The organism is Sandaracinaceae bacterium, assembly GCA_020633055.1.
GTDB lineage: Bacteria > Myxococcota_A > Polyangia > Polyangiales > Houyiibacteriaceae > JADJJE01.
In genome coordinates this window covers 227,052-252,430 of sequence record JACKEJ010000010.1, presented here as the reverse complement: position 1 = coordinate 252,430, position 25,379 = coordinate 227,052, and the positions used below count along the sequence as shown (strand labels likewise).

Annotated in this window: 23 protein-coding genes; 7 read left to right on the top strand and 16 right to left on the bottom strand. The window is 70.5% G+C overall.

All coding sequences use genetic code 11. From position 1 onward, the window contains the following. Positions 1-3: 3 nt before the first annotated feature. Positions 4-219: a hypothetical protein gene (locus H6726_23500; GenBank protein ID MCB9660631.1), complete on the top strand. Its 216-nt coding sequence runs from the start codon at positions 4-6 to the stop codon at positions 217-219. 38 nt (positions 220-257) lie between these two features. On the opposite strand, the gene H6726_23495 is transcribed toward H6726_23500, so the two are convergent. Further along, complete coding sequence (locus H6726_23495; protein ID MCB9660630.1) at positions 258-2,927, bottom strand: putative metal-binding motif-containing protein; 2,670 nt, start codon at positions 2,925-2,927, stop codon at positions 258-260. An 87-nt stretch (positions 2,928-3,014) separates the two neighbouring features. Then, a complete protein-coding gene (locus H6726_23490; GenBank protein MCB9660629.1) occupies positions 3,015-4,739 on the bottom strand; it encodes a PEGA domain-containing protein in 1,725 nt (574 codons plus the stop codon). A 195-nt stretch (positions 4,740-4,934) separates the two neighbouring features. Between H6726_23490 and H6726_23485 the strand changes: the two genes are divergently transcribed. Further along, entirely contained in the window at positions 4,935-5,771 is an 837-nt protein-coding gene (locus tag H6726_23485) for a sulfurtransferase (GenBank protein ID MCB9660628.1), read from the top strand. A gap of 118 nt (positions 5,772-5,889) precedes the next feature. Here the strand turns inward: H6726_23485 and H6726_23480 are convergent, their stop codons facing one another. The 7 genes from H6726_23480 to H6726_23450 form a co-directional block, all read right to left on the bottom strand. Then, the gene (locus H6726_23480; protein MCB9660627.1) at positions 5,890-7,287 is read right to left on the bottom strand and encodes a hypothetical protein; all 1,398 of its coding nucleotides are present in this window, start codon (positions 7,285-7,287) and stop codon (positions 5,890-5,892) included. 3 nt (positions 7,288-7,290) lie between these two features. Next, positions 7,291-8,211 carry a PEGA domain-containing protein gene (locus H6726_23475; GenBank protein ID MCB9660626.1) on the bottom strand — a complete coding sequence of 307 codons (921 nt, stop codon included), beginning with the start codon at positions 8,209-8,211 and terminating at the stop codon, positions 7,291-7,293. 163 nt (positions 8,212-8,374) lie between these two features. Then, entirely contained in the window at positions 8,375-9,166 is a 792-nt protein-coding gene (locus H6726_23470) for an enoyl-CoA hydratase/isomerase family protein (GenBank protein ID MCB9660625.1), read from the bottom strand. Positions 9,167-9,189: 23 nt separating this feature from the next. Continuing rightward, positions 9,190-9,840, bottom strand: a complete 651-nt coding sequence (locus H6726_23465) for a TetR/AcrR family transcriptional regulator C-terminal domain-containing protein (protein ID MCB9660624.1) — start codon at positions 9,838-9,840, stop codon at positions 9,190-9,192. Between the two features lie 142 nt (positions 9,841-9,982). Beyond that, complete coding sequence (locus tag H6726_23460; protein ID MCB9660623.1) at positions 9,983-10,363, bottom strand: nuclear transport factor 2 family protein; 381 nt, start codon at positions 10,361-10,363, stop codon at positions 9,983-9,985. Then, positions 10,356-11,246, bottom strand: a complete 891-nt coding sequence (locus tag H6726_23455) for a serine acetyltransferase (protein MCB9660622.1) — start codon at positions 11,244-11,246, stop codon at positions 10,356-10,358. The genes H6726_23460 and H6726_23455 overlap by 8 nt, the downstream gene beginning before the upstream one ends. 40 nt (positions 11,247-11,286) lie before the next feature. Continuing rightward, positions 11,287-11,883 (bottom strand): hypothetical protein, encoded by a 597-nt coding sequence (locus tag H6726_23450; GenBank protein ID MCB9660621.1) that lies wholly within the window; start codon positions 11,881-11,883, stop codon positions 11,287-11,289. Positions 11,884-12,199: 316 nt separating this feature from the next. Here H6726_23450 and H6726_23445 point away from each other — a divergent pair, with 316 nt between their 5' ends. The 5 genes from H6726_23445 (at position 12,200) to H6726_23425 (ending at position 18,992) form a co-directional block, all read left to right on the top strand. Next, entirely contained in the window at positions 12,200-14,704 is a 2,505-nt protein-coding gene (locus H6726_23445) for an SRPBCC family protein (GenBank protein ID MCB9660620.1), read from the top strand. A 22-nt stretch (positions 14,705-14,726) separates the two neighbouring features. Continuing rightward, complete coding sequence (locus H6726_23440) at positions 14,727-15,866, top strand: patatin-like phospholipase family protein (GenBank protein MCB9660619.1); 1,140 nt, start codon at positions 14,727-14,729, stop codon at positions 15,864-15,866. Between the two features lie 53 nt (positions 15,867-15,919). Continuing rightward, positions 15,920-17,131 carry a methyltransferase gene (locus H6726_23435; protein MCB9660618.1) on the top strand — a complete coding sequence of 404 codons (1,212 nt, stop codon included), beginning with the start codon at positions 15,920-15,922 and terminating at the stop codon, positions 17,129-17,131. Between the two features lie 95 nt (positions 17,132-17,226). Continuing rightward, positions 17,227-17,838 (top strand): TetR/AcrR family transcriptional regulator, encoded by a 612-nt coding sequence (locus H6726_23430; GenBank protein MCB9660617.1) that lies wholly within the window; start codon positions 17,227-17,229, stop codon positions 17,836-17,838. After that, a complete protein-coding gene (locus H6726_23425) occupies positions 17,835-18,992 on the top strand; it encodes an aromatic ring-hydroxylating dioxygenase subunit alpha (GenBank protein MCB9660616.1) in 1,158 nt (385 codons plus the stop codon). The genes H6726_23430 and H6726_23425 overlap by 4 nt, the downstream gene beginning before the upstream one ends. A gap of 56 nt (positions 18,993-19,048) precedes the next feature. On the opposite strand, the gene H6726_23420 is transcribed toward H6726_23425, so the two are convergent. From H6726_23420 to H6726_23390, 7 genes are all read right to left on the bottom strand, one after another. Then, complete coding sequence (locus H6726_23420; protein ID MCB9660615.1) at positions 19,049-20,209, bottom strand: 2,3-dihydroxybiphenyl 1,2-dioxygenase; 1,161 nt, start codon at positions 20,207-20,209, stop codon at positions 19,049-19,051. After that, entirely contained in the window at positions 20,206-20,661 is a 456-nt protein-coding gene (locus tag H6726_23415) for a PaaI family thioesterase (protein ID MCB9660614.1), read from the bottom strand. The genes H6726_23420 and H6726_23415 overlap by 4 nt, the downstream gene beginning before the upstream one ends. Then, positions 20,658-21,593 carry a CPBP family intramembrane metalloprotease gene (locus tag H6726_23410; protein ID MCB9660613.1) on the bottom strand — a complete coding sequence of 312 codons (936 nt, stop codon included), beginning with the start codon at positions 21,591-21,593 and terminating at the stop codon, positions 20,658-20,660. The genes H6726_23415 and H6726_23410 overlap by 4 nt, the downstream gene beginning before the upstream one ends. Next, entirely contained in the window at positions 21,594-22,511 is a 918-nt protein-coding gene (gene rsgA, locus H6726_23405) for a ribosome small subunit-dependent GTPase A (protein ID MCB9660612.1), read from the bottom strand. 41 nt (positions 22,512-22,552) lie between these two features. Beyond that, positions 22,553-23,488, bottom strand: coding sequence for a hypothetical protein (locus tag H6726_23400; protein ID MCB9660611.1), 936 nt, complete (start codon positions 23,486-23,488; stop codon positions 22,553-22,555). 97 nt (positions 23,489-23,585) lie between these two features. Further along, positions 23,586-24,611: a hypothetical protein gene (locus H6726_23395; protein ID MCB9660610.1), complete on the bottom strand. Its 1,026-nt coding sequence runs from the start codon at positions 24,609-24,611 to the stop codon at positions 23,586-23,588. A gap of 73 nt (positions 24,612-24,684) precedes the next feature. Then, positions 24,685-25,377, bottom strand: coding sequence for a peptidyl-tRNA hydrolase (locus H6726_23390; protein ID MCB9660609.1), 693 nt, complete (start codon positions 25,375-25,377; stop codon positions 24,685-24,687). Positions 25,378-25,379 lie beyond the last annotated feature (2 nt).

Sequence of the window (25,379 nt, the reverse complement as noted above, 5' to 3'; positions counted from 1 at the left end):
ACCATGCCCCTCGACCCCGACGACCTCGTCCCCGACGTCCGCGACGGCCTCACCCGCGTCGAGCGCGTGGTGCTCTACTGCCTGCACGAGACCCAGAAGGAGTTCCCGGGTCGTAACGTGCCCACCGCCACGCTCTACGGGCGGGTGGTGGAGCACGTGGACCTCAGCGTCCCCCAGTTCCAGCGCATCCTGCAGCGGCTGACGGGCCGCGGGGTGTAGCCCCCGCGACCCGCGCGCCTGCTTGCGAGGAGCGTTGGTTACGGGCAGCCGAAGGGATCGTGCGTGTACGCTGACGAACCCCTCAGGACAAGGGCGCGACCATCGCGCGCAGCGACGCTCATGAAGAGCGTGGCCGCATCTGTCACGGTGCGGAAGATGCTGTCGTGGGTGGTCGACCGACTGACGCGGAAGACCTGCTCACCCTCCAAGACACGGGCCGCAATCCAGAACTCGCCCCCGTCCGCTGCGATGTCCAGCGTACGGCGACTCACGAAGCCTCCCGACGGCGCGTTGACCGCCCGCGTGCCCAGCGTCCTCGCACATGTGCTCCGTTCTCCGCCGCCGTCGAGGCACATCAGGGCCGCCGTCAGATGATGGAAGCGAGGGAGGTTGTCGATCCCGACGTACACCACACCGACATTCCCGTCGTCGTCGACTTCGATGCTCGGGTTGGACCCTGCGCCCAGGGCGGCCTGACTCGTGATCGCCCCGGCCGAGGAGATCAGCGCCAGCTGGACCTGTGGCGAAGCGCCCGTCACCCAGGCTGCGACGTAGCCCAGCTGCACCGTCCCGAGCGCCGCGATGTCCATGCCCAGCTCGGCCCGCGGCTGGGCGCCGGGCATGGTCGTCGGGGTAGGCGCCGCACCGATGAAGTCGAGTCGAGCGAGGCGAACGGCGCTGCCCGCTTGGTAGATCGCGAACCCATCGGTCACCGCGTTCGCCGCGATGCGCGCGACGCCGCTCGCATTGGCGTCGGTCGCAGATTCGCTGTCGTTGATGGTCGGGTTCGCGGAGGCGTTCAGGCCCAGGATGCGCCCGCTCACGCCAACGCCTTCGATCGTGCTGACGACGGCCCATGCCGTGTTCGAGATGCGATCGATGTCCACGGAGACGACGCTGGCGGTCTCGATGCTCACGTAGGTGTCGGGATCCCCACGGACCTCACCCTCAGCGTCGACTCGGTAGGCGTACGTGGAGGCGCCACGTCGGTGCACCCCGACGTACCCGTCCGCGCTGCGCGCCAGCCTCGCGTCGGAACCCAACGACACTCCTCCCTGGCTCACGCGCGCGATCAGACCTTCGTCCAGCACGCTGTCGCAATCCTCGTCGATGGCGTTGCAGCTCTCCGGCGGCGGCGTACAGGTGGCCGGTCCAGGCAGCAGACAGGCTGCGGAGCACACGCCCGTGCCCGTGGTTCCGCAGGTCGTCGTGCACGGTTGGGGGCTGCCCTGGACGCACGCAAAGCCCTCGTCGACGCCGGCCGTGCAGTTGTTGTCGATCGCGTCGCACGACTCGGCGTTGCCCGTCCAGCAGGTGTCGCAGGAGTCGTTGCAGTCGTCGGCGTTGGCGACGTAGCCGTTCGGCGCCGTGCACGCGGTCGTGGACATGGCCGGATTGCCGCGCGAGTCCATGTCGGCGTCACGGTAGAACGTGGTCAGCACGCCTTCGTCCACACCCCCCATGCAGTTGTTGTCGAACCCGTCGCAGACCTCGGGGTTGCCAGACCAACAGACGTTGCAGGCGTCGTTGCAGTCCATGCTGTTGGTCACGTAGCCGAGAGGTGCGATGCACGCCTGCACGGAAACGGCGGGATTGCCTCGCGAGTCGGAGTCCGAATCTTGGTAGTACGTCGTCGCGACGCCCTCGTCGGTCAGCGCGTCGCAGTCGTTGTTCCGCTCGTCGCACACCTCCGTCCCACCGGGATGGCAGGCGGCGCAGGTGTCATCGCAGTCTTGGTCGTTTGCGACGTAACCCACGGGGGCGCTGCAGGCGACCATCGTGAGGTTCGGATTTCCGTACGTGTCGCTGTCGGCATCGCGGTAGAACGTGGTGGTCACGCCGTTGTCGTCGACACCGTCGCAGTCGTCGTCCAACCCGTTGCAGACCTCCGTCATCGGCCTGATACCGCCCATGCACGCCAGCTCGCCGTGCACGCATGCCGTACGCCCAGGGGAGCACTGTCCGGCGTCGGTTCCGCAGACAGCACCGCCGCCGGGGTTTCCGTCGTCTTCCACGCCGTTGCAGTTGTCGTCCAGCCCATTACAGAGCTCGGCGGTGGGGACGACCGCGCCCTCGCACTCGCCGAACACACCTGCGGCGGTGCAGGCCTGCGTGCCGAACGAGCACTCACCCACGTCGGTGCCGCACTGCCGCGTCTCACCCGCGGCGCAGGTGCAGTCCTCATCGACCTCGCCGTCGCAGTTCTCGTCTTTCGATCCCTCGCACACCTCGGCGATGGCAGGCATGACGCCGCCTTCACACTCGCCCAGCACGCCTCCGACGCAGTGCTGTACGCCCGTGGAGCACTCGCCCGCGTTCGTGCCGCACACGACCTCGATGGCTTCGTCCGTCTCGCCGTCGCAGTCGTTGTCCTCGCCGTCGCACAGTTCCTCTCCGTTGCCGCACACGTCGCAGTCGTCGTCGCAGTCGTCCGCGTTGTCGACGTAGCCCTCGGGCGCCGTGCAGGTGCTCACGGCCTCGCCAGCGCCGAGTCCGTCGCCATCCAGGTCCGGGTAGTAGGCGGACGGAACGCATCCGCCGTCATCGCTCGCGTCGGGTGTGACGCCCATGTCCGGGGCGTCCTCACAGACGTCTCCCACCATGATGGTGCCGGGCGGGCAGCCGAGGTCTTCGCGACAGCCCTGAGCGATGAGCGCCAAGCCGAGCGCGCACGCCAGCGGGCACATGAGTGTTCTCGAGTTCTTCACAGTCTTTCCCCCTTGAATGCAAGGTGTTGATTCATCACGCGGCGTTCTCGGCGCTCGGCTCCGCCCGTTGCGTGCACTGGCGTGTTTTCAGAACGTGCCCCGCACGGACAGCCACGCTCCGGCGCGTGACACCTCGAGCTCGGGCGTGACCCGCGCGGGCCGCAGCGCGTACACGAGCGGCGCGAGCATCAGCGGAGCCGCGCCCGCCGCGAGAAGGATGGCGCGGTCACCCGCTTGTTCGCGTTCGATGCAGGCGCGGCGGTCCATACCGAAGTCCGAGCACGACTCGCGCGCGAGTACACTGCCGACGCTGGCGGCGGCGAGTCCAACCCCCACAGCACCCGCGATCCAGGCGCCCGGCGGGACTCCCTCCCGCTCGGGCAGCAGGCCGGGCAACGTGGCCAGCGCCAAGGCGCCGCCGCCGGCGGCGAGGAGCGTGCTGGGTAGCCGTAGGTCGATCCAGGCGGCTTGGCGAGACAGCGTGAAATACAGCGCAAAGGCCTCGCCACGGTGGAGGCGCGCGATGTGTAGCCCGAGCGCGCCCACCAGCGCGGCAGCGCTCACTCCAGAGGTGATGCCCAGCGCCACGCGGCGACCGTTCGACCGCGGTGGATGGCCCGAGTCGGGGCCTCCATCGCTCGGAGCGTCGTCGACGACCGGCGCTCCCGTCTCGGGCGTGGGCGCGCTTGCGGGCACCCGCAAGCCCTGCCCGGGCTGTGCCTCTGGCCGCTCGAGGTCCAGGCTGCGACCGGCACGCAGGTGACGCACCGCGGTGCGGAGCGTGGCGTCTGCGTCGCTCGGCTGGGCGAGCGCTGCTCGGAGCCAAACGCTCGTGACGTCCGTCCTGGTCACGCGGTCCACGCGCACGCGCCCCGGCTCGACCACCCACACCAGCCACGCCTCGCTCACGTCGAGCGCCGCCGCGACGGCCAGGGCGTGGGGGCCGGCGAGCGCAAAGGCCTGATCCGCACCGTCGTACACGAGCCCCAGCCCGGGTCGCGAGCGGATCGCCGTGTCGAACGCGCCATCCACGTGCACCGTCGTCTCCCCTGCGTTCACTCGCAGACGTCGGATGCGCCCGCGCTCGACGTCGTCGCACTCGACCTGCAGCCGGTACTCGCCAGCCGCGAGGTCGTCCATGCGGAACGGCGTCACCCCGAACGCGATGCCGTTCAGCCGCACCGCGCAGCCACTCGGCTCGCTGGTGACCACCAGCTGTCCGGGCGCCTCGGCGGCCATGTTGCGGTCGACGCGGGCGATGATGTCGCGCACCTCGGGCGTGTGGCGGTAGGGGCTCGGCTCGGCGCCGGGCACCAGCTGACGACACGCACGCGCTTGGTTCATGGCGCTCTCGTCGTCGCGCGTCTCCACGTATGCGCGCACCATGTAGAGGCAGGTGTCGAGCACCTGGCGCGCGCGCTCTGCCTCGCGGTTCAGCTCGTCGGCGGCTCCGCTGGCGAGGGCGTGGGCCTCGAGCAGGTCCGCGCGCGCGCGGTCGTAGTCGGCGCGAGCCAGGTGTCGCACCGCGGACTGGGACCGCGCGACCCAGCGTTCGATGTCGGACGCGCTCAGCGCCACCGCGGGGGAGGACACGCGCGCCTCGAAGGTGCCGCTCGCCTCGTCGTTGGGGACGACAGTCAGGGTCTCCGCAGCCAATACGCGCCGGAGCGCCGCTGCCCACTCGCGGGCCTCCGCGAGGTCGCCCGTGGTCGTTGCGGGGAGCGCGACCAGTCGGCCGTCGGTCGTCGGGCTCGGCGCGGGCTCGTCTGCGCGGACAGGGGAGGTCCCCGCGAGCGCGATTCCCACCGTCATGAGCGCCGCCACCCTCGCGAGGCGACTCCGGAGCTTGCACGTCGGAGCAGTCACGGGCGCGCACCGTGGCTTATGTAAGTGAGTGTCGCAAGGCGTATGTATACAATCACTTTCGGCCACATGTGCGATGTGTGCGCACCAGGCTGAGTTGCGCTCCAGCGAGGGGTGCCCAGGGTGAGGTACATTCACGGCGTGATCTCCACCGCCCTTGTCGACCCGAACGCGCCCGAGTTGCGCGCTCCCCCCACGATCCTGCTCGACGCGCGCAGCGGCCCCGACGCGCGCGCCCGCTACCTCGCCGAGCACCTGCGCGGCGCGCGCTTCGTGGACCTGGAGAGCGACCTCTCCGCGCCCGACGACCCGGCGCGCGGTGGACGCCACCCGCTGCCGCCCATCGCGCGCTGGGCCGAGACCCTGGGCCGCCTGGGCATCGGCCCCGACGACGACGTGGTGGTCTACGACGACATGGGGGGCGCCAACGCCGCCGCCCGCGCCTGGTGGATGCTGCGCGCCGCCGGCCACACGCGCGTCGCCGTGCTGGACGGTGGGTGGGCCGCCGCGCGTGCTGCGGGGCTGCCCTGCGAGTCCGGGGAAGCCCACTGGGACGGCAAGGCGCCGTACCCCACCGCGGCCTACGCGCTGCCCACGGTGGACCTCGCCGGCGTCGAGGCCGCGCAGGCGACGGGAACCCACGTGCTGGTCGACGTGCGCAGCGCGCCCCGCTACCGCGGTGAGGAGGAGCCCATCGACCCTGTGGCGGGGCACATCCCCGGCGCGCTCAACCACCCGCTCACACAGCACCTGGGCCCGGACGGATGCTTCTTGCCGCCCGCGGAGCTGCGCGCCCAGTACGAGGCCCTCTTGCAGGGCCGCCCAGCGAGCGACCTGGTGCTCTCCTGCGGCAGCGGGGTGACCGCCTGCCACGGCCTGCTCGCGCTGGCGCACGCCGGCCTCCCGGGCGCCGCGCTCTACGTGGGCAGCTTCAGCGAGTGGTGCCGCGTGCGCCCCGTGGCCACCTCACGCGAGACCTGAGCGGCCTGCGTCCCGGGGTGTGAGGCGGGGCAACCGTCCTCCGCTGCGGGATGCGGCTTGCGCGCGTCAGCCTGTGCCTGGGTGGGTCGCCCGCCCTGCGCGGCGAGCGACCCGCACGTCAGCGGCAGCGCTGCAGGCGGTACTCGTCCGAGGGGCAGTTCGCATTGCTGGCCTCGTTCCCGCACAGCTCGTAGTACTCCGACGTCCCGCATCCGGGCTCCGTGCCGTCCACCCAGCCGTAGGTCCCGCCGCCACAACAAGTGATGGCCGAGTTGCAGTTGATCTGGATGAAGCAACAGAACGTGGAGGTGCAGCTCTGATAGGCGCGCTCCCAGGTGCCGTCGCAGTTCCAGTCCCAGCTGCTGGTGCCGGGGATGGCCGACGTGGGCCAGGTCGAGCGGTCGGTGCTGGGGTAGGCCCCTGGATGCGCGCGGGAGTCGTGGTCCGCGCAGTCGCGGTTCACGGCCGAGTTCGGGTTGCGCGTGGTCCAGTCGCCGTTCCCGTCGGGGCACCCGGTAGAGGCGGCGTCCGTCGGCGGCTTGTTGCACAACATGCGCGTGGTGGCGCCCGAGAGCGCGTAGTCGTCTCCGTCGCAGTCTGCGTACCACGTGACGACGGCCTCGTCGGCCTGTCCGTTCTCGCAGTTGTTGTCTTTGCCGTCGCCACACACCTCGGGGTGCCCGGGGTGGATCTCGTCGTCCCCGTCGTTGCAGTCCGTGCCGCACGCGCCCAGCGCGGTGGCGGCATATCCGTCTCCGTCCAGGTCGATCAGCAGCGTGGCGTCGTTCGGGGCGGGGCAGCCCACGCCGGCCTGGCAGGTCCCCTGGACGTGACACGCGTCGGGGGCATCCGGGCAGACCTCGGGCGTGCCGGGCACGCACACGTGCTCGGTCAGGTTGCAGGTCTCGGTCCCGGTACACAGGTCGCCGTCGTCGCAGTCCGCATCCGCCGTGCAGGAGAAGGTGCAGTTGGAGTCGCAGCCGTCGTTGTCGAACAGGTTGCCGTCGTCGCACTCCTCCCCGTCGAGTACGCCGTCACCGCATCCTTCCGGCACGCACAGCCCCATGTTGCACACGCCGGGAGCGTTGTCGGGCTGCGTGCATGGCGTCCCGGTGCCCGGGGTCCCAGGCATGCAGGTGTGGGTGGCGAGGTCACAGGTCTCGGCGCCGGTGCACAGGTTTCCGTCGTCGCAGTCCGCGTCGACCTTGCAGCTGAACAAGCAGCTGGACGGCTCGCAGCCGTCCCCCGCCACGTCGTCGTCATCGTCGCACTCTTCGCCGTTCTCCGTGTCGGTGTAGCCGTCACCGCACTGGCTCAGGCGGCACGTCCCGGAGAGGCAAACCCGCCGGATGCCGTCGGTCATGTCACCACATTCGGTGCCGTCCGGCTCTTCTTCGCAGCGGACCTCGCGAGGCGCGTCGTCCAGCTGGCCGTCGACGATGATGGAGCACCCTGTCGCCAGCCACGCGGTCGACAGGAGTCCGAAGAGGAGAGGAGTGTGCTTGGCCATACGCATGGTTCAGAAGGTGTGGGTGAGCTGGAGGCCGAAGTTCCCGCGACCGGCGATGGGCGCGACCTCGGTCGCGTCCTCTTCGTCGCTCGAGGAGCGACGTCGGAGCAGGTGGATGACGAGCCCGACGCCGGCGGTCGCGACTCCGGCGCCGATCGCGAGGTCTGCGCCCAAGGCCAGCCCCCGAGCGCGCGTTGCGTCGGACGAGCCCGCACGGGCGCCCTTCGCCGTGGAGAGCGCGACCCCTCCGAGGACGGCCCCCACGACCACCAGGCCTCCACCCGCCGCGTACAGCGCGATGGGCGCGGTCAGCGACCGCCCATCCGAATCATGCTCCTCCAGCAGCACGGCGACGGAGATGGTCTCTCCCTCGGGCACCGCCACCGTGGCGCGGAAGTCCTGGTAGCCATCCGCTTGGACGAGCAGGACGTGGCTGCCGGGACCGACGTGCAGGATGGTGTCGATGGGCATCTGACCGCGCACCTCACCGTCCACCAGCACGGTCGCCCCAGGGTGCTGGCCCTCGAGCTGAATGCCTGTGCGCGCCAAGCGCTCCTGGAGCGTGCCCAGGCGGGCGCGCGCCGAGTCCAACTGCGGGTTCCCCGGCTCCGCCCGCGCCACGAAGAGCTGCAGCGCCGCGAGCTCCTCGCTGAGGCGGCCGAGGCGACCGTAAGCTTGCGCCAGGTTGTACTGCAGCGCCGGCACCGCCTCGACGGTGTACGCCTGCTCCCAAAGACGCGCCGCCTCCTCGTAGTCACCGCTCTCGTAGGCGACCTGCCCCTGCCGAAAGAGCTCACGCGCGCTGGGGGTCGGGGCTGTGCTTTCTTGGCCCTCTCCGTCCTGAGCACGCGCGTCCACCGCGGTCGTCCCACACGCGAACGCCAAGAGCGCCCACAGCACGCCCACCTTCCGTGTCTCTCGCTGCAACATCTCGGAACTCCCGCCCACAGGGCTTCTGTTCGAGCACGTACCCCGGGTCCGTTGACCCCCGTCGACGAAGCCTGTCGCTTCTGCTCCTACGGCGCGTGCTGTGTAGGACATTTGACCCAATTGTGCGGCACAGTCAAGGCCGCGCACGCGCTGACGCGGCCCCTCAGTCGAAGTTCGGCGCGCGCTTCTCCTTGAACGCCAGCATGGCCTCTCGGAACTCCGGCGACACCATGCGCGCCTTGAACTCCTCCGCCTCACGCGCACGCGCCGCCCGGGCTTCGTCGCGCGTGGCGTGCCGCATCAGGCGCTTGGTCTCGCGCACGGCTGCGGGCGGCTGCTTGGCGATCGTCTCGGCCACCTCCAGCACGCGGGGCATCAGCTGCGCGCGCGGCAGCGTCTCCAGCACGAGCCCTGCCTCGCGGGCCTCTTCGGCGCTCATGTAGCGCGCGCTGAAGAGGTACTCGGCCGTGCGCTGATAGCCCATGACGTGCGGCAGGAGGAAGCTGCTGCCGGCCTCCGGGACGACGCCCAGGGTCACGAACGGGCACTTCAGCTTGGCCTCGTCCGCCATGAAGTTGATGTCCGTGTGAAGCAGGATGGTCAGGCCCAGTCCCAGCCCTACGCCGTTGACCGCCGCCAAGAGGGGCTTGCCGAACTCGGCGAGCGTGTCCAGCAGCACCTCGAAGCCGATGACGCCCTTGGCGTTGGCCATGCTCGCCATCTCGCTCAGGTCCTGTCCCGCGGTGAACGCGTCGCCCGCTCCGGTCAGCACGGCCACGCGCACCTGCGGGTCCGCGTCGGTGGCGCGCAGGGCCTCCGCCAGGGCCAGGTAAAGCTCCTGGTTGAAGGCGTTGAGGGCGCGGGGGCGGTTCAGGGTGAGGACGCGCACGCGCCCTTCGTCGTGGGTCAGCAGGCAGGGCTCGGCCGCGCTCTCGGGGGTGTTGTCGTCGGTCATGGCGTGCTCTCGGGGCGCCCGCATCAGGGCGTGAACGAGTGGATGATCTGGCGCAGCCCCAGCTCGAACTCGGCCTCTTCGACGAAGCGCGACAGCTTGGGGGCCAGCGCCACCAGGTTGGGGAACTCGGTGATGTCCGCGCCCTCGAAGCGCTCCCGCAGCTTGCGCTGCGACTCCAGCTGGGTGCCGCCCTCGAGGCTCTGCTGCTGCTCGCGCGCCGCGATCTCGATGGCCACCGCGCCGAGCGTGTAGCTCACCAGCACGTGCAGCATGCGGGCGACGGCGTCACCGTCGAGGCCCGCGCCGCGCAGGGCGCCCAGCAGCTTCTCGATGATGCGCAGCGACTGCAGCCCGTAGCTCGCGCTGCTGCCCATCAGCGGCAGCACACCCGGGTGCTGCAGCAGGGACGCGCGCATGCGCATGAACGTGACCTCGATCCAGGCCTGCCAGCCCTCCGTGTCGTGCTCGGTGGCGCCGCCCTCCGCGATGACGAGCTCGATCAAGCCGTCCAGGATGTCGCTCTTGTTCTTGAAGTGCCGGTACACGGCCATGGGCGTGACGTCGAGCTCCTGCGCCAGACGCCGAATCGTCAGCCCTTGCAGGCCTTCGGTGTCCACGATGCGGAGCGCATCCTCCAAGATGCGCTCCCGTGAGAGTCTGCCGCGGGTCGTCATTGTGTACGGAGTATACATGAGACCGTCGGCCGGTCACCCGCCGATGCGCACCTCCCACACCACGCCCGTGACGGGGGGCGTGCGCGAGCGGTTCAGGCTCCTCCCCGGGGGTCAGTGCCGTTCAGCGCCGTTTCGCGCGAGGTCAGCGCGGGGTGGTCAGCGGGGCGATGGCGGCGGCGTCCAGGTACTCGTCCAGGCGTCGGATGCGCCCGTCCTCCACGACGGCCACCAGGCAGGCGTGCGCGCGCACTTCCTCGCCCCCTGGAGCGCGACACGCCAGCACGTGCTGCTGCACGAAGCCGGTCGGTGTGGGCTGCAGGCGCACGTCCTCGTAGCGCAGCTGGCTCACCTGCGTGCTGAGGAAGCGGATGACGCCCAGCATCTTGCGCTTCTCGAGCGTGGCGCCGGTGGTGTTCATGAAGACCACCGCGTCGTCGTGATAGAGGGCGTCCACCGCGGCGACGTCCCCTGCCGCGATGGCTGCGAACAGCGCCCGCGCCACGTCGGAGTGGGTCTCACTCATCGCGTGCCCTCCCGAAGATCTTGGAGCCGGGCGGGACGGAGCGGGTGAGCCACACGTTCCCGCCGATGACCGAGCCCTTCCCGATGACCGTGTCGCCGCCCAGGATGCTCGCCCCCGCGTACACCGTGACCCCGTCCTCCAGGGTGGGGTGCCGTTGCCCGCCCGTGTCGGTGGCGCCTCCGCGCGGGAGGCTCAGAGCGCCCAGCGTGACGCCTTGGTAGAGCTTCACGTCGTCGCCGATGACGCACGTCGCGCCGATGACGACACCCGTGCCGTGGTCCACGAAGAAGCGCTCGCCGACCACTGCACCCGGGTGGATGTCCATGCCGGTCAGCGAGTGCGCGTACTCCGTGATGATGCGCGGCAAGAGCGGCACCCCCGCGATGTGTAGCTCGTGCGCGATGCGATAGGCGGTGATGGCCTCGATGCTGGGGTAGCTGAAGACCACCTCCTCCACGCTGGGTGCGGCCGGATCTCCCTGATAGGCCGCCAGCACGTCGCCGTTGAGGCGCGCGCGGAGCATGGGGATGCGCTGGACCAGCCGCAGCGTTGCCTCCTCGCCCCAGCTGGGTGGCTTGCCCGGGCAACGGCCCACGCGATGCTCGTAGGTGCAGGCCCGGCCGATCTGCTCGACGAGGATCTCGCACGCTGGGTAGAGGTGCTCGCTGACCGCGTAGCGCAGGTTGCCCCGGTTGAGCGAGCGCTTGGAGTAGAAGCCCATGTAGATGATGGGTTTCAGGTGCTCGTAGGCCTCGATCACCTTGCGTTCGTTGGGGAGCGCAGCGCTGTCGAGGTTGTTGATCTCCTCGGGGCCGTCATAGCTCTGGACGATGGCGTCCAGCAGCTGGGCCAGCTCCTCGTGCCGCTTGATGTCGGTGGTCATCCCCTGGACGATCGCACGCACGCGAGAGGTTTGCCACGTGTCATGGCCCCTGCGTGCTGGCCCAACCCGGCTGCAGCGCGACGACCAGCGCCACGATGATCATCAGCAGCACCAGCGCACCCAGCACGACGGGCAGGCGCTGCGTGCTCGGGTCAGGTGGCTGCGCAGGTCCGGAGCTGCTCCTGCGCGGGCTGTCGAGCGCGGCGAGCGCGGCGGGGGCGGGCGGGGCCACTGGCGTTGGAGCGCCCAGCAGCTCGGGGACAGGGGTGGGCGCGGGGGTGCCGCCGACCTCCGCTTCGACATCTCGGCGGAGCGCCTCCCGGTCATCCTGGTAGTGAGCCACGAGGGAGGGATCGCCGCGCAGCTGGGCGAGGCACACGGCCTTGGCCAGCGCGACGTGCTCGCTGTACTCGGACGCGGGCTCGGGGGCGCACAGGAAGTCGTTGAACAGGCTGCGCAGGTGCGGACCGCGCTGGTCCTGCACCATGTGGACGACCAGGGAGCGCTCCACCCAGTCCTGGGTACGCCAGTAGTGGTTCGAGAGGAACACAGAGTGGGGGCCGACGTGCGCGCGCGCCGCCTCGGCGCCCGCCAGGTCGCGGCGCGCCAAGATGCTCTCCAGGTCGGGGGTGTCCATGGCCCCCCAGTATACGCTCGAGAGCGACGGTCCTACCCGATCTCTTGTCGCGGCCGACGTGGCACGTCGTGCCTCTTCCCGGGGCAGACGGACCGCGCTCGGCGGCCCGCCGGCGCGAGCTCCCGTCGGGGATTTCTCTATCCGTGTTCAGGCCACGGGCGCGTCCGATGCGGGTGACATCCTCAAATCGAGTGGGCGGGTTTGCCTATTGCCGTCAGGTGGATTCGTGTTCTAAACACGTTCTTACATCGCTCATAGGAGCGAAGAACAATGGGGGAAGAACATGGGAACGATCGATACGATCGTCGCGCCTACGGTGCAGGTTATTGGAAATGTAAGCGCGTCGATTGACAAGGTATGGGAGCTCTACCGTCCGTTTGGGGAGATGGACAAATGGTGGCACATCTACGGATTCATGAAGCTGCTACCGCCGGGCAAGGACGAGATCGGCGCCATCCGGAACTTCCAGACGCTGCCCGACAAGAACGTCTATCAAGAGCGACTCGTCGAGCGCGACGACGAGAACCACAGCCTGCGCTACGACTTGGTGATGGTGGCGCCCTCGGTCCCGACGCTGAACGGCATCGCGACCATCGTCTCCATGCGCGCCGTGTCCGAGGCGGTCACCGAGGTGACGTGGCGCGCCTGGGTGGACGCCGGCCGCATGGTGATCGGGATGATCAAGCAGGTCCAGGCTCCCGGCTATCAGAGCGGAATCGAGGCACTCGATCGTTACTTCAATCCATCTCTCGGGAAGGTGCATGTCAAGGTCGAAGCGGCATCCAATCTGCCTTCATCGGGTGACGGAATCATCGAGAGGTTCATTCCTCCGAGCCCGTACGTCATGGTCGAGCTCAACGGCGCGCAGCACCAGAACGTGACGCCCGTGCACGCCAGTCATTCGCCAATCTTCGGCAAGACGGTGACGCTGGACGTCCTCGACAAGGAGGGTAGCCTGGGGTTCAGCGTGTTCGAGAGCAGGCTCGGTCACGACCTGCTGGTCGGGCACGCCACGGTCGACCTCCACACGCTCGAGGACGGCGTCCCGAAGTCCCTCTCGCTACCCGTCGAGGGCAGCGCGAACGCGACGCTCGCCGTGCAGCTCACGCTGCAGCTGAGCGATGGGGAGTCGCGGCTCGGGCCCACCGCGTCGCAGGCTCACGTGGACGCGCTGGAGCACATGGCGTCCATCGTCGACGCGGCCAAGGCCAAGGTGATGGCCATCGTGGGCAACATGTTGACGCCCGAGACCGCGCGCTGGGAGTACGACACCTACCCCATCGACCCGATGCCGCGGATGGTGAAGGGCTTGCCCCGCAGCCAGGCCCTCTCGCCCAAGAAGACCGCCGCGATGGTGGAGCGGCTGCTCGAGTATGCGTTCTCCCAGATTGGGACACCGGCGCGCCTCGCCGCCGCAGACCCCGCCTCCCTCGCGAAGTACGACGCCTTCTTCGGTGACTTCATCCAGCCGCCCGAGTACACGCTCGCCCACTGGCAGGACGACGCCGAGCTCTGCCGTCAGCTGGTGCAGGGCCTGAACCCCATGCTCATCACGCGCGTCGAGGACAAGGCCGCCGTCCCCGACGCGCTGCGGTCGCTGGCCGCGCAAGGGAAGGGGGTAGAGGAGCTCATCGCAGACAAGCGCCTGTTCATGGTGGACTACCGCGACCTGCTGGGGCTCGAGCAGAAGGCGCCGATGTTCTTCTACGCGCCCATCCTGCTGGTCTACAAGGAGCTGCTCGACGGGGGCGAGAGCCGGCTCAACATCCTCGGCATCCAGCTCGATCGCGAGGGGGGGCCGGTCTACACGCCCGGTTCCAAGGCGCCCAACCGCTACCTGCTGGCCAAGATGCACGTCGCCTGCGCCGACAACCAGGTGCACCAGTTCATCTGGCACCTGGGGCTGGCGCACCTGGGCGTGGAGCCCATGGCGGTGGCGGCGCACAACCAGCTCATCCAGCCGGGCCACCCTCTCGGAGCGTTCCTGGCCCCGCACTTCGTCGACACGCTGGGCATCAACTTCCTCGCGCGCCAGACGCTCGTCGCCCAGACCGACGCCATCACCGACAACACCTTCGCGCTCGGCACCGCGCAGGGCGTCGAGATCGTGTCGCGCGCGTGGAAGGAGTACGACTTCTTCGGGATGAGCTTCCCGGAGCAGCTGCTCGCCCGAGGCTTCGACCGGGGCGAGGCGGACGGCCTCTCGGGCTACCTCTTCCGCGACGACGGCTACCGTATCTGGGATGCGCTCGGGCGCTACACGCTGGGCACGGTATCGGCGCTCTACGCGAACGACGCGGCCGTCGCGGCCGACCCGGCCATCCAGGCGTGGGCCGCCGAGAGCTCACGACCCGACGGCGCATACATCAAGGGCTTCCCCCACGCCATCGGCACACGGCAGCTGCTGGCCGACTGCCTGCGCGTGATCGTGTGGACCGCCAGCGCGATGCACTCGACGCTGAACTACCCCCAGTACCCCTACACGGCCACGCCCCTGAACCGCGCGGCGTCCATGTACAAGCCCATGCCGGAAGGCACGGACGACATCGACGCGTCGTTCCTGCTCGAGGCCATGCCCCCGAGCCAGGTCGCGCTGTTCCAGGGCATGTTCTCGTGGCTCCTGTCCACGCCGTCCGAGGCCACGCTGCTCGGCTTCGACGCGGTGGGGGCAGCGCACCCCGAGGTGCACCAGGCCTTCCAGGCAGAGCTCGCCGAGATCGGCAAGATCATCGCGCAGCGCAACCAGCAGCTCCGCGACCGAGGGCTGCCGGAGTACACGTACCTGCTCCCGGCCAACATCGCCGCGAGCATCAACATCTGACCCTCGCACGGAGACCACCACCATGAACGTCGACATCGTGTTCGAAGGGGGCGGCGCCAAGGGCTTGGCGCTGAACGGCGCGGTCGCCGCGCTCGAGGCCCGGGGGTGCACCTTCGGGAGGCTCGTCGGGACCTCGGCCGGGGCCATCACGGCCACGCTCGGGGCGCTCGGCTACGACGGCCCGAGCTTGATGCGGCTCAGCCTGGAGCAGAACGCGCAAGGACAGTCGCGCATGACCGAGTTCATCGCGACGCCCGACCCGTTCTCCCGGGAGGAGCTGCTCCACAGCAGCATGGGGGGAGCGCTGCACGCGTTGGACCTGCCGCTCGTCCCCGAGACCATCGAGTCCCGCGTGGACGTCGCGGTCATGCGGGGCCTCCTGAAGCTGCACTTCTTTCCGAGCGTGTTCTCGCTGGTCGAGCGCGGCGGGCTCTTCTCGGCCCGCGGCTTCGTGCGCTGGATGGCGGAGCAGATGGACGCGGGGGGACGCAACGCCAGCTCCCTCACGTTCGCACAGCTCTACGAGCGGACGGGGCGGTCGCTGTCGCTGGTGGTCACCGACACCGCGGCGACCGCCATGCGCGTCCTCAACCACCACACGACGCCGGACTGCCCGGTGCTGTGGGGCGTGCGGATGTCGATGAGCATCCCGTTCTTCTGGCCCGAGGTGGTCTGGCTCCCCGCGTGGGGGCGCTACCTCGGCGAGGACCTGAGCGGTCACACGTTCGTGGACGGCGGCGTGGTCTCCAACTTCGCGCTGCGCCTGCTCATCTCGGACGACGACTGGGTGCAGGAGGTCATGGGGGATCCCCCCACGCCCGAGGACGACGTGGTGGGGCTCTACCTGGACGACACCCTCACGCCCGGCGGCGCCCCGGAGGGCATCTCGCTCGCGGATCACCTCGGGGTCGAGGACACCCACGGGAAGGTCGTCGGGCGGCTCGAGCGCGTCGTGAACGCGATGATGTCGGCGGGCGACCTCGACGAGGCGCGTCTGCACGAAGCGCTGGTGTGCCGCTTGCCCGTGAAGGGCTACGGGACGACCGAGTTCCACATGTCGCAGGAGCGCATCCAGCACATCCTGCGCGCGGGCTTCGACTCGGGTGACGCGTGGTTCCGGCGGTGGCGCGCGGCAGAAGCGCCTGCGCGGGCCGCGAGTTGATGTAGCGGAGCGTCCTGGCTGCTCTTCGGCAGGTGCCGTGTCATGCAGGGCACGTGTCGGTCAGGCCGGACATCGCTGCGGTGTTTCCACGGGTCCTCGGCCTCCTTCGGGAGACCGAGGACGTCGTGGTCGAGCGCCCCGCCGGGGGGTCTCATCCTGCGTGGGCCCAACGACGTGGCTGGGCGGACTGGCTCCTGTCGCTCTCGGACGAGCAGGTGCACGAGGCCGAGCACGACCCGGCGGGCTGGCTCGCGGGGCAGCGATGCGCGCCTGCTTCGCTGCGTGCGCTGGCCGCGGGGGCGGCGGACGTCTCTGCGCCTTGGGGTGAGGGACGCGACCCGAGCGCTCGAACGCTCGAACGCCACGTCAAGCGCAGGAAGCAGGTGCAGCTCGACGCGTTCGCCGGGGTGGCGCAGCGCCAGTTCGCGGGGGTGACGCGGGTCGTGGACCTGGGCGCAGGGCACGGTCACCTCACCCGCGCGCTCGCCCGTGCGCTGCGGCCCGAAGAGACGCTCGGCGTGGACTGGAACCAGGCTCGTGTCGCGCGCGCGATTGACCTCGCCGGTGTGGAGGGGCCACGCTTCGTGCACGCCGACGGCTCGGACGGAGACGGACTCACGCTGCGGCCGCATGACCTGGTCGTGGGGCTGCATCCCTGCGGCGACCTCGGGGACGCGCTGGTGAGCCGCGCGAGAGACGCGCGTGCGCACGTGCTGGCCGTGAGCTGCTGCTTCCAGGAGACGGCCGCCGCCGCGCGCGGAGCGCTCTCTGCCGAGGGCAAGACAGCGGGCTTCACTGTGCCCAAGCGCGCGCTCGGGCTCGCGAACCTCGCGCCCGTGTCGTTCGAGGGCAGCGGGAGCCTCGCGGACAAGCGGGCGTGGCGCGAGTCACGGCTGGCCCTGCGACTGTTGCTGGAAGCCCGAGGTCTCTACGTCGAACCCGGCGCCGAGGCGCAGGGGGTCCCGAAGGATCGACTCCGGCAGGGGCTCGAAGTGGTGGTCGCCTTGTCGCTCGCCGCGCGAGGTCTCCCGCCCGCGACCGCCGCGGAGGTCGCCGCGGCGTCCACGCGGGCCGCGCGAGCCCACGCGGTGGACGCGCGCATGGCGCTGCCCCGTCACGCGCTGGCGCGCGTCCTCGAGCTGGCGATCGTGCTGGACCGGGCGCGGCTGCTCGACGAGAGCGGCTGGCGCACCGAAGTGGTGCCCTTGTTCTCCGCGCGTACCAGCCCGCGGAACCTGGCCATCGTGGCTGCGGCCCCGGGCTGAGCCGGGCGCGCGACGTCCGTTGCCCGGCGCGACCCGCGCCGCCTCGCGCGCGATGTCTTGACCGTAAAGTGAATTCACTTTACATGTGTACGCGCATGCCCGCAGGACAGACACAGCGCGGTAGTCGAACGCGTGAGCGCCTCCTCCAGGCGGCCACGGAGGAGCTGGTCGTGCACGACGGCGCGCTCGAGTTCGCGGCCGTGGCGAGCCGCGCGGGCGTGTCGGCCGGGGCGCCATACCGGCACTTCGCGTCCAAGAGCGACCTGCTCGTCGCGCTGATCGACTCGTTCTACGACGAGTGGGAGGCGCTCGCGTACCGGCCCACGCTCTCCGAGGTGTCCGACGACTGGTGGCTCTGCGAGAAGGAGCGCATCCGCCTGTCCGTGACGTTCCACTACGGGCACGCGCTGGGCGCACTGATGCAGCAGCAGCTGCTCGGCGATGCGGTCGCGGTGAGGCACCAGCGCGTGCGCGGCGAGCGCCTGATCGCGGGCGCCGCCAAGAACGTCGCGCGGGGCCAGCGCCTTGGTCGGGTGCCCGCACACATCGACGCCGAGCTCGCGGGGGCGCTGCTGATGGGTGGGGTGGGGCAGTGCCTGCGCGTCGCCCTGGCGCGCCCCCGGCGGTTGTCGCGCCAGCGGGTGGTGCGGGAGCTCCAGGACTTCATGCAGCGTGTGCTGTGCATCGAGGACGAGGTGGCGTCATGAAGCGCGACAAGGAGATCGAGCTGCTGGGGGAGTCGTTGACCCTGATGCGTGAGCGGCGGCGCCCCGCGACCGCGGAGGAAGCGCTGGTCCCGGTCTCGGACTACACGGACCCGGCGCGCTTCGAGCGAGAGCTGGCGTGCGTGTTCCGGCGCGAGCTCAATGTCGTGGCCTTGTCGACGGACGTGGCTGGGCCTGGGGACTTCGTCCGCGCGGACGTGCTCGGCGCGCCCGCCCTCGTGGTCCGCGGGACCGACGGGCAGCTGCGCGCCTTCCTCAACGTGTGTCGGCATCGTGGCGCGACAGTCGAGCTGCGGCCGGCCGGTCGCTGTGAGCGCTTCGTGTGCCCGTATCACGCGTGGACGTACGATACCGACGGTGCGCTGCGACGGGCACGTCACCCCGAGGGCTTCCCCACGCTGGTCGCCGCGGAGCACGGCTTGGTCGAGCTCCCGTGCGTCGAGCGCGCCGGGCTGGTCTTCGTGTGTCCCACGCCCGGCGCGGCGCCGCCTGCGTTGCCGTCGGAGTGCGCCGACGAGCTCACGCACGTCCTCGGGCTACGCCCCACGGCTTACGCGTCGTACTCGCGTGTGGTCGCCGCCAACTGGAAGCTCATCGTCGAGGGGGGCATCGAGTCGTACCACTTCAGCGTCGCGCACAAGGACACCATCGCGCCGTTCTTCACGGACACGTCATCCACCTGGGAGCGCATCGGCGCGCACACGCGACAGGTGCTGCCAAAGCGGTCGCTGCAGGAGCTCGACGCCATCCCGAGCGAGCGGTGGCGCATCCGCGACCACACGCACATCGTCTACTCGCTGCACCCCAACGCGATGGTGCTGCTCCAGAAGTCGCACTTCGATCTGATCCTGATGACACCCCTCGCGGTCGACAGCACGCGCATCACCGTGCTCAGCGTCGGGGTCGGCCAGGAGGACCCCGCGCTCGCCACCAAGGCCAAGCAGTTCATGCAGCGGAACCACGAGTTCACCGTGCTGACGCTGGAGGAGGACTTCGTCCTCGGCGAGCAGATCCAGCGAGGCATCGCGACGGGCGCCAACACCCACTTTCGCTTCGGCGGCTACGAGGGTGCGCTGACCGACTTTCGGCGGCACTTGGAGGCCGAGCTCGCTCGATCCAGCGACGCACCAGGTTGACGGAGTGCGCGCGCCGCATGGCAGCGTGTGCAGCAGTTCCTCCTGGCGAGACCCGCTCAGCGCAGCGCGCGCGCGAAGCGGGCCCAACGGCGCGCGGCGTGGTCGTTGGTGATGAGCCCCCCCAGCTGGCGGAGGGGGCCGCTCTCCTGCTGCGCGTCGAAGAAGTCGGGGGGCAGCGGTCGGCCCCATTGCTGCAGGGCGGACCGGCTGAGCCGCACCTCGCGTGGGACGATCTCTGCGTTGAACAGGTCACCGTCCGACACGTGGCCGAGCACGTCACCGTGCGGGTCGCGCCAGTAGTCGAACAGCGCGCTGCCCGCCTCGTGGCGTCCCGGACCCCAGACGTGCTTGGCGCCCGTGGCGTAGAGGTGCTCTCCGCCGACCGCGATGTCGTCGAAGTCGAGCACCTCGAAGCTGGCGGAGAGGAGCCGACCGCGCGGCCCCGCGAACAGGGCGACGGCGTGGTGGTCGACCGGCGTGCGCCCCAGGTCCACGCGCAGGAAAGCGCCCATGGCCTGCTTCGTGCGCTCGCCGAGCACGAGGTAGTCGGACGCGATGAGCCCGAACGTCTGCATGAACCAACCCGCGTCGTGCTCCACGTCTGGGGTCTGCCACGACACGGCGGCCAGCCGCTCCACCTGTGCGGGCCCACGGTCGCGCCGCTGCGGGCTGTTCACGCGGTGGCGCTGGCGCACGCGGTTGGTGGAGAGCGCGGCGCGCGTCTGTAGGGGCGCGAGCTCGCGCACCCCGTGTACCACCTGCACCTCGAGCCCCGAGGGGCTGCGCAGCCGCACGCGCTCTCCGCCGCCCGCCTCGTCGGTGGGCTCGACGCCGCTGGCGCCGGCCACGCGCGTGAGCACGTCGAGGTCGCTGCGCTCGGCGGCCACGAACGCGACGCCGGCGAAGCGCGGCGTGGGTGCGCGTCGGACGGCCACCAGGTGGTGTGCGCCGGAGCTGCCCCGGAAGTAGTCGCCGTGGCGGTCTTGTGCGCTGCGACGCAGCCCGAAGTCCAAGAGGAAGTGCCGCATGTCGTCGAGCAGGGGGCGCTCCAAGACGATGTGCGAGACCCCCACCACCTTCACGAGCGGTAAGCGCGCCCGGCCCCGCGCGAAGATGTCCTCGGCGGTGCCCGGCGAGGCGGCGGAGCCTCCCGGGGGAGGCGTCGAGGGGCGCGCGTCCTGCGCGGCCGGGGGCGGCACGGAGTCGTTCAGGCTCATGCCGGCGATGATACGTCGGACGGCGGGTCGATCGGGAAGAAGCGACCCGCGGAGCGTACGAGGATGACCCCCGCGTGCTGGACGGTCGCCTCGATGATCAGGTAGCGGGGGTGGCTGCGGTCGACGATGCGGGCCTCCATGCGCAGCTCGTCGCCGATGTGCGCGGGGCGCTCGTAGCGCAGCTCGAACGAGCCCGTGACGCAGACGTTCCCGGTCAAGAAGAAGCCCGCCGCGCAGGAGTATTCGTCGAGCAGCAGGGCGAGGATGCCGCCGTGCACGGCCCCGGGCCCGCCGCGGAAGTGCGGTGGCGCCGTGTAGCGACCCGTGATGGCGTCGCCCTCGCGGCGGAACACCAGGTGCATCCCGATGGGGTTGGTGGGCGAGCAGCCGACACAGCCCGTGTCCATGGGGAACCGCAGGTCGATGCCCTCGGCGGGCAGCACGTGTGTCATGGGGACCCTTCTGCGAGCGAGGCATCGCGGGGAGGTGCAGGAGGCGTGGGGCTCGCTTGCCAGCGCATCACGAAGTGGATGCCGACGCTGCACACGAGCGTCACCAGCAGACCCACCGGGATGGCGTACAGGGGTAGCTCGGCCTCCTCGGGCGTGAGGCTCTCGCTGGCGAAGAGGGACAGGGTGGCGGCGAGGTTGTTGGTGAAGTGCGCGGCGATCGGCACCCACACGGAGTTGGTGCGCTGGCCGAGCCACGCCAGGAAGAAGCCCAGCGGGAGCACTCCGGCCATGTGGAGCGGGTCCATGTGCAGGGCGGCGAAGAACACGGCCGACACCGGCAGCGCCACCCAGGGGGAGCGCAGGCTGCGTTGCAGCACCCCGCGGCACAACAGCTCCTCGCCCACCGCGGGGATGACGGCGAGCACGGGGACGAGCGACCACAGCGGTTGCCCCTTGACCGCGCGCTCGATCATCTCGAGGGCGCTCTGGTCTGGAAAGTACACGGTGAGCTCGCGCACGATGCGGTCGGCCAGCGGTGAGAGCCCCAGGATGCCCACGGCGCCGAGGGCGAACACGCTGACGGGTGCGCCACCCAAGCCGAGCGCCGTCCGGTGTGGGACACGCGCGAGGAACGGGGCCAGCACGGCGATGGTCACGAAGACGATCAGGTTCGCAGCCTGCCCGGCGGCGACGAGCGGGAAGCTGACCAGTGCCTCCGTGTTGCCCTGCAGCTGCGCGAGCCCTTCCGTGCCGGAGCCCACGGCGACCGACACGAGCGCCGCAGCCACGTTCGCCACGATCAGCATCGGGATCATGCCGAGCATGGCCAACGCGCCCTGCCACCACAGCAGTCGTTCCGGGCGCTCCAGCGACGGGAGGCCGGGGGGGATCGGGAAGGCGTCGGGCGTGGTGGGCGTCTCGTGCGTGTCCACTCAGCCCACCCGATCTGGGCGTTCCTCGCCCAACAGCAGCTTGGCGAAGCTCTCGTAGCGCTCGCCGTCGACCTCTTCCGCCTCCACGGCCGCGAGGATGGCGCACCCCGGCTCCGTCAGGTGCCGACAGCTCCGGAACCCGCACTGACCCAGATAGGGCCGGAACTCGCGGAAGCAGCTGGCCAGCTTGGTCTCGGGGATCTCGAACCCCGCCAGTTCTCGGATGCCTGGCGTGTCGGCGACGAAGCCGCCGTCGGCGAGCGGATGCAGCGTGGCGACGCGCGTGGTGTGGCGCCCCTTGCCGTGCGCTTCGCTCGTCGACCCGACGCGCAGGCCGAGGCCTGGCTCCACGCGGTTGACCAGGCTGCTCTTGCCGGCGCCGCTCGGCCCGCTGAAGACGGACACGCGTCCCGCGAGGTGGGCGCGCAGCGCAGCGACGCCCGGGTCGTCTTCGGTGTCGGCCGACGTGCGGAAGGTGCGGTAGCCCAGCCCTTCGTACAGGGCGAGCGACTCGTCGATGTAGTCCTCTTCTTCGATGCGGAGATCGAGCTTGTTGGCGACCACGACGGCCTCGACCCCGTTGTGCTCGGCGATGACGAGGTAGCGGTCGATCATGCGCGGCACGAAGGGTGGAGCCTCGAAGGCCATGACTACCACCAGCACGTCCAGGTTGGCGATGAGCACGTCTTCGCGATGGCCGCCACGTGCCGGGTGTTGGCGCGAGAACACCGTGCGCCGCGGGAGAACCTCTTCCACCGCGACACCACCGTCGCGCGTCTCGACCACCATCACGCGGTCGCCGATGACGCACAGGTCGGTGTTCTTTCGCACCTGCTTGAGGCGACCGCGCAGCCGAGCCCGCACGACCTCGCCCGAAGCGAGCAGCACGTCGAAGAATCCCGCGGTGCTGCGCAACACGATGCCTTCGCGCGCGCCGAGACGCGGAGCCGTGGTGGCGCTCACGGACCGCCCTCGCGCACGATGAGCATGGGCTCGCGCTCGGTGCAGCGCAGGAGCACCGCCGAGTCGCCCCGGTCACCGCGGTAAGGCTCGTTTCGTCCCCCGGCCCCGCGCACGCCCCGGGCCTCGCCGCCGAGCTCGAAGCGGTCGACGCGCGCGATGGGCTCGGCGGTGGAGCCCACCACCAGCACCCGGTCGCCCACGCGCACGCCGTACACGTGGAGGCTGCGCTCCCGCTCGGGCTGCGGGATGCCCCGCTCGGCGAGGCTGTTGCGCGTCCCCTCGGGGAGCGCCAGCGCGCGCGCCGGCTCGCGGTCCGCCAAGAGCAGCGGGGGGTCCTCGACGCGCACCACGACGTACTCCCCGGCGTCCGTGTAGACCGCGAAGTCACAAGCTTCGAGGACGCGCACGCCGCGCGCCCGCGACACCAGCTCGCGCACGACGACGTCGCCGTCGGCCGGGGCGCCGATGCTGAGCACCTCTCCCCGCACCGCGTAGGGTTCCTTGTCGCTGAACACGAACGTGCGGGCTTCGTCGGTTTCTGCGCGCGACCAAAGACGCAGGGTGTCACGCGTCGACACCGCGTAGCGGATGGCCGACAGCAGGATGAACGCGTTCAGTGTGGCGAAGAACGCGACCGCCAAGCACGCGAACGCCACCACCGCCCAGCCGGCGGCCACGGGGCTGAACGGGCGGATCACCAGGTGCACGGGGACCAAGACGGGGGACGCCAGCAGGGCGTACCCGAAGAAGCGGAGCGCGCGCGCCACGAGCGCGTGCAGCGCACCCAGCACGCCCGCCCTCGGAGCCAGCCAGGGGTGCGAGGAAGGCAGCTCGCGTCGCGACGACTCGGTCCCGTCCGCGCTGTCGACGCGGGCGCTCAGCGACCACGTCTTGCGGTTCATCCCGGCCAGGAATCGATGCTGCAGCGCCATGTCGTGCGAGTCCTAGCAGAGTATACGCGCCCAGCCTACGCGCGGAGCTCGGACCACCGCTCGGGTGCGATCCACCGCACGGTCGAGCCGGACCCGGTCACCCAGGCCGGGTGGGCGCGCCCTTCGGCTCGCCAAGGCGCACCCCCAGCTGCTCGCGCAGCTCTAGGTACTCCTGCGAGAGCGCGAACGTCAGCAGCTCGGCCACCTGCTGCGTCGGCGGCCTGTAGGCGCCTCGCAGGCCACGTGGGGTGCGGCTGCGCAGCCAGTCCAAGGCTGCCCCGAGGTCACCACTGACCAGCAGTCCTGCGCGCACGGCCGACGCGTCCACGCCAGCGGCCCAGCGGCGGAGGTCGATCGGTTCCCCGTCGGCCAGAATGCGCGCGGCCGCGTCGCCCATGGCCTCGCGATCCACCGGGCGGATGTGCGGGCCGAGCTGCCGCGCCCACGGGCCGATCTCCGGGTCGGGGGGGCGCAGCCCGGCGATGCAGAACGCGGCCAGGAACAGACAACGGAGCTCCGCGGCGGACGCCGCGAGCGTGCACAGGAACGCATCGGTTCGGTAGAACGACGCGTGGTAGGCGAGCGCGAAGAGCAACTGCGGGCCGCGTGCGTGCCCGATCTGCGCGCCGACGACAACGGAGGGGATCGGGCGACTGGCCGCGTCCGTGACTCCGAACGGCGCATCCACGACATAGAGATTCGGACGAATGGCCGGCTCCAGACACGAGAGCACGTAGCCCCACGAGAGCCCGAGCATGAGATCCGACGTCAGCGGGTCGACCAGGTCCCGACGACGAAGCGCGTGGGCGCGATAGGACGCGGAGACGCACGCGAACAGCGCGGGGACGAGCGGCTCGAACACCGCGGAGATGCGCGCGTCCTCGTCGGGGTGCGCGAGGCCCGCCCGCCACGTGAAGCGGTCGACCTTGCGGCGCGGCAACGGGTTCCGTGGGGCGTCGCGCTCAAAGAGCGCCGTCTCGGCAGTGTCCGCCACGCCCATGTGATGGAGCACCGATGCAACACACCACGCGGCGTCTCGCTCGCCGCGCAGGGTGTGTTCTCGCAGCCTGCTGCGCAGGTCATCGACGGACACGGACGTCAGGGGCCACGGCGACGGGGACATCGTGTGGAGGAGACACCCCGTGACCAGCGGCGATTCCGCGTGTGACGCACGGCGCCACCGATTCTTCCAGCCGTCAGGCGAGCTTCGTCGCGATGGCCCCCGTGGGACCGCTGATGCGGTCGATCTCCTCGCGGGCCGCCGGCCCGAGCGCCATGGCGGTGCGCGTCGGGACGCCGTGGAATTCGGTGCGGCCCGAGTCGGTGATCACGGCGGTCGGCAGTCCCGCCGCGAGCGCCAGGTCGTGTGCCCGAAGCAGCTCCGCCTCGCCTTCCACCGACAGCACCACCTTGGCGAAGCGGCCGTGCGACCAGACGGCCATGGGCCCGTCCAGGGGCACGTGCAGCGCGTCTACATGCCCCGCGTGCCGTGCGAAGAAGACCGCCATGGACGCGTGGGCGCACTGCGCGGCGATCTTGCCCTTGCGCATGGCGAGGTCCCGCCGGTACAGCAGCACCTGCTTGGTGTCGGTGCGCTGATAGCGGGTCTCGTCGACCTGCCACGCGCCATTCACGAGCTGAGCGCGCTCGACGACCAACGCGTCACTGTCGAGGGTGTGCTTCACGCGCTGCTGCTCATCCTCGCCCGTGCCCGTGGTGATGGTCAGCGCGCCCGCGCGCAGCTCGGCCCGTGCCCAGCGTCCACCGATCGCGTCCATCCGTGAACCGCCATCGAGCGCGACGACGGTGCGCTCTTGTTCCACCTGTCCCGCCCCGGGGCGCCGCGTGTGCCAGAGGAGCCGCGCGGGGTCGCCAGTGAGTGTGTACACAG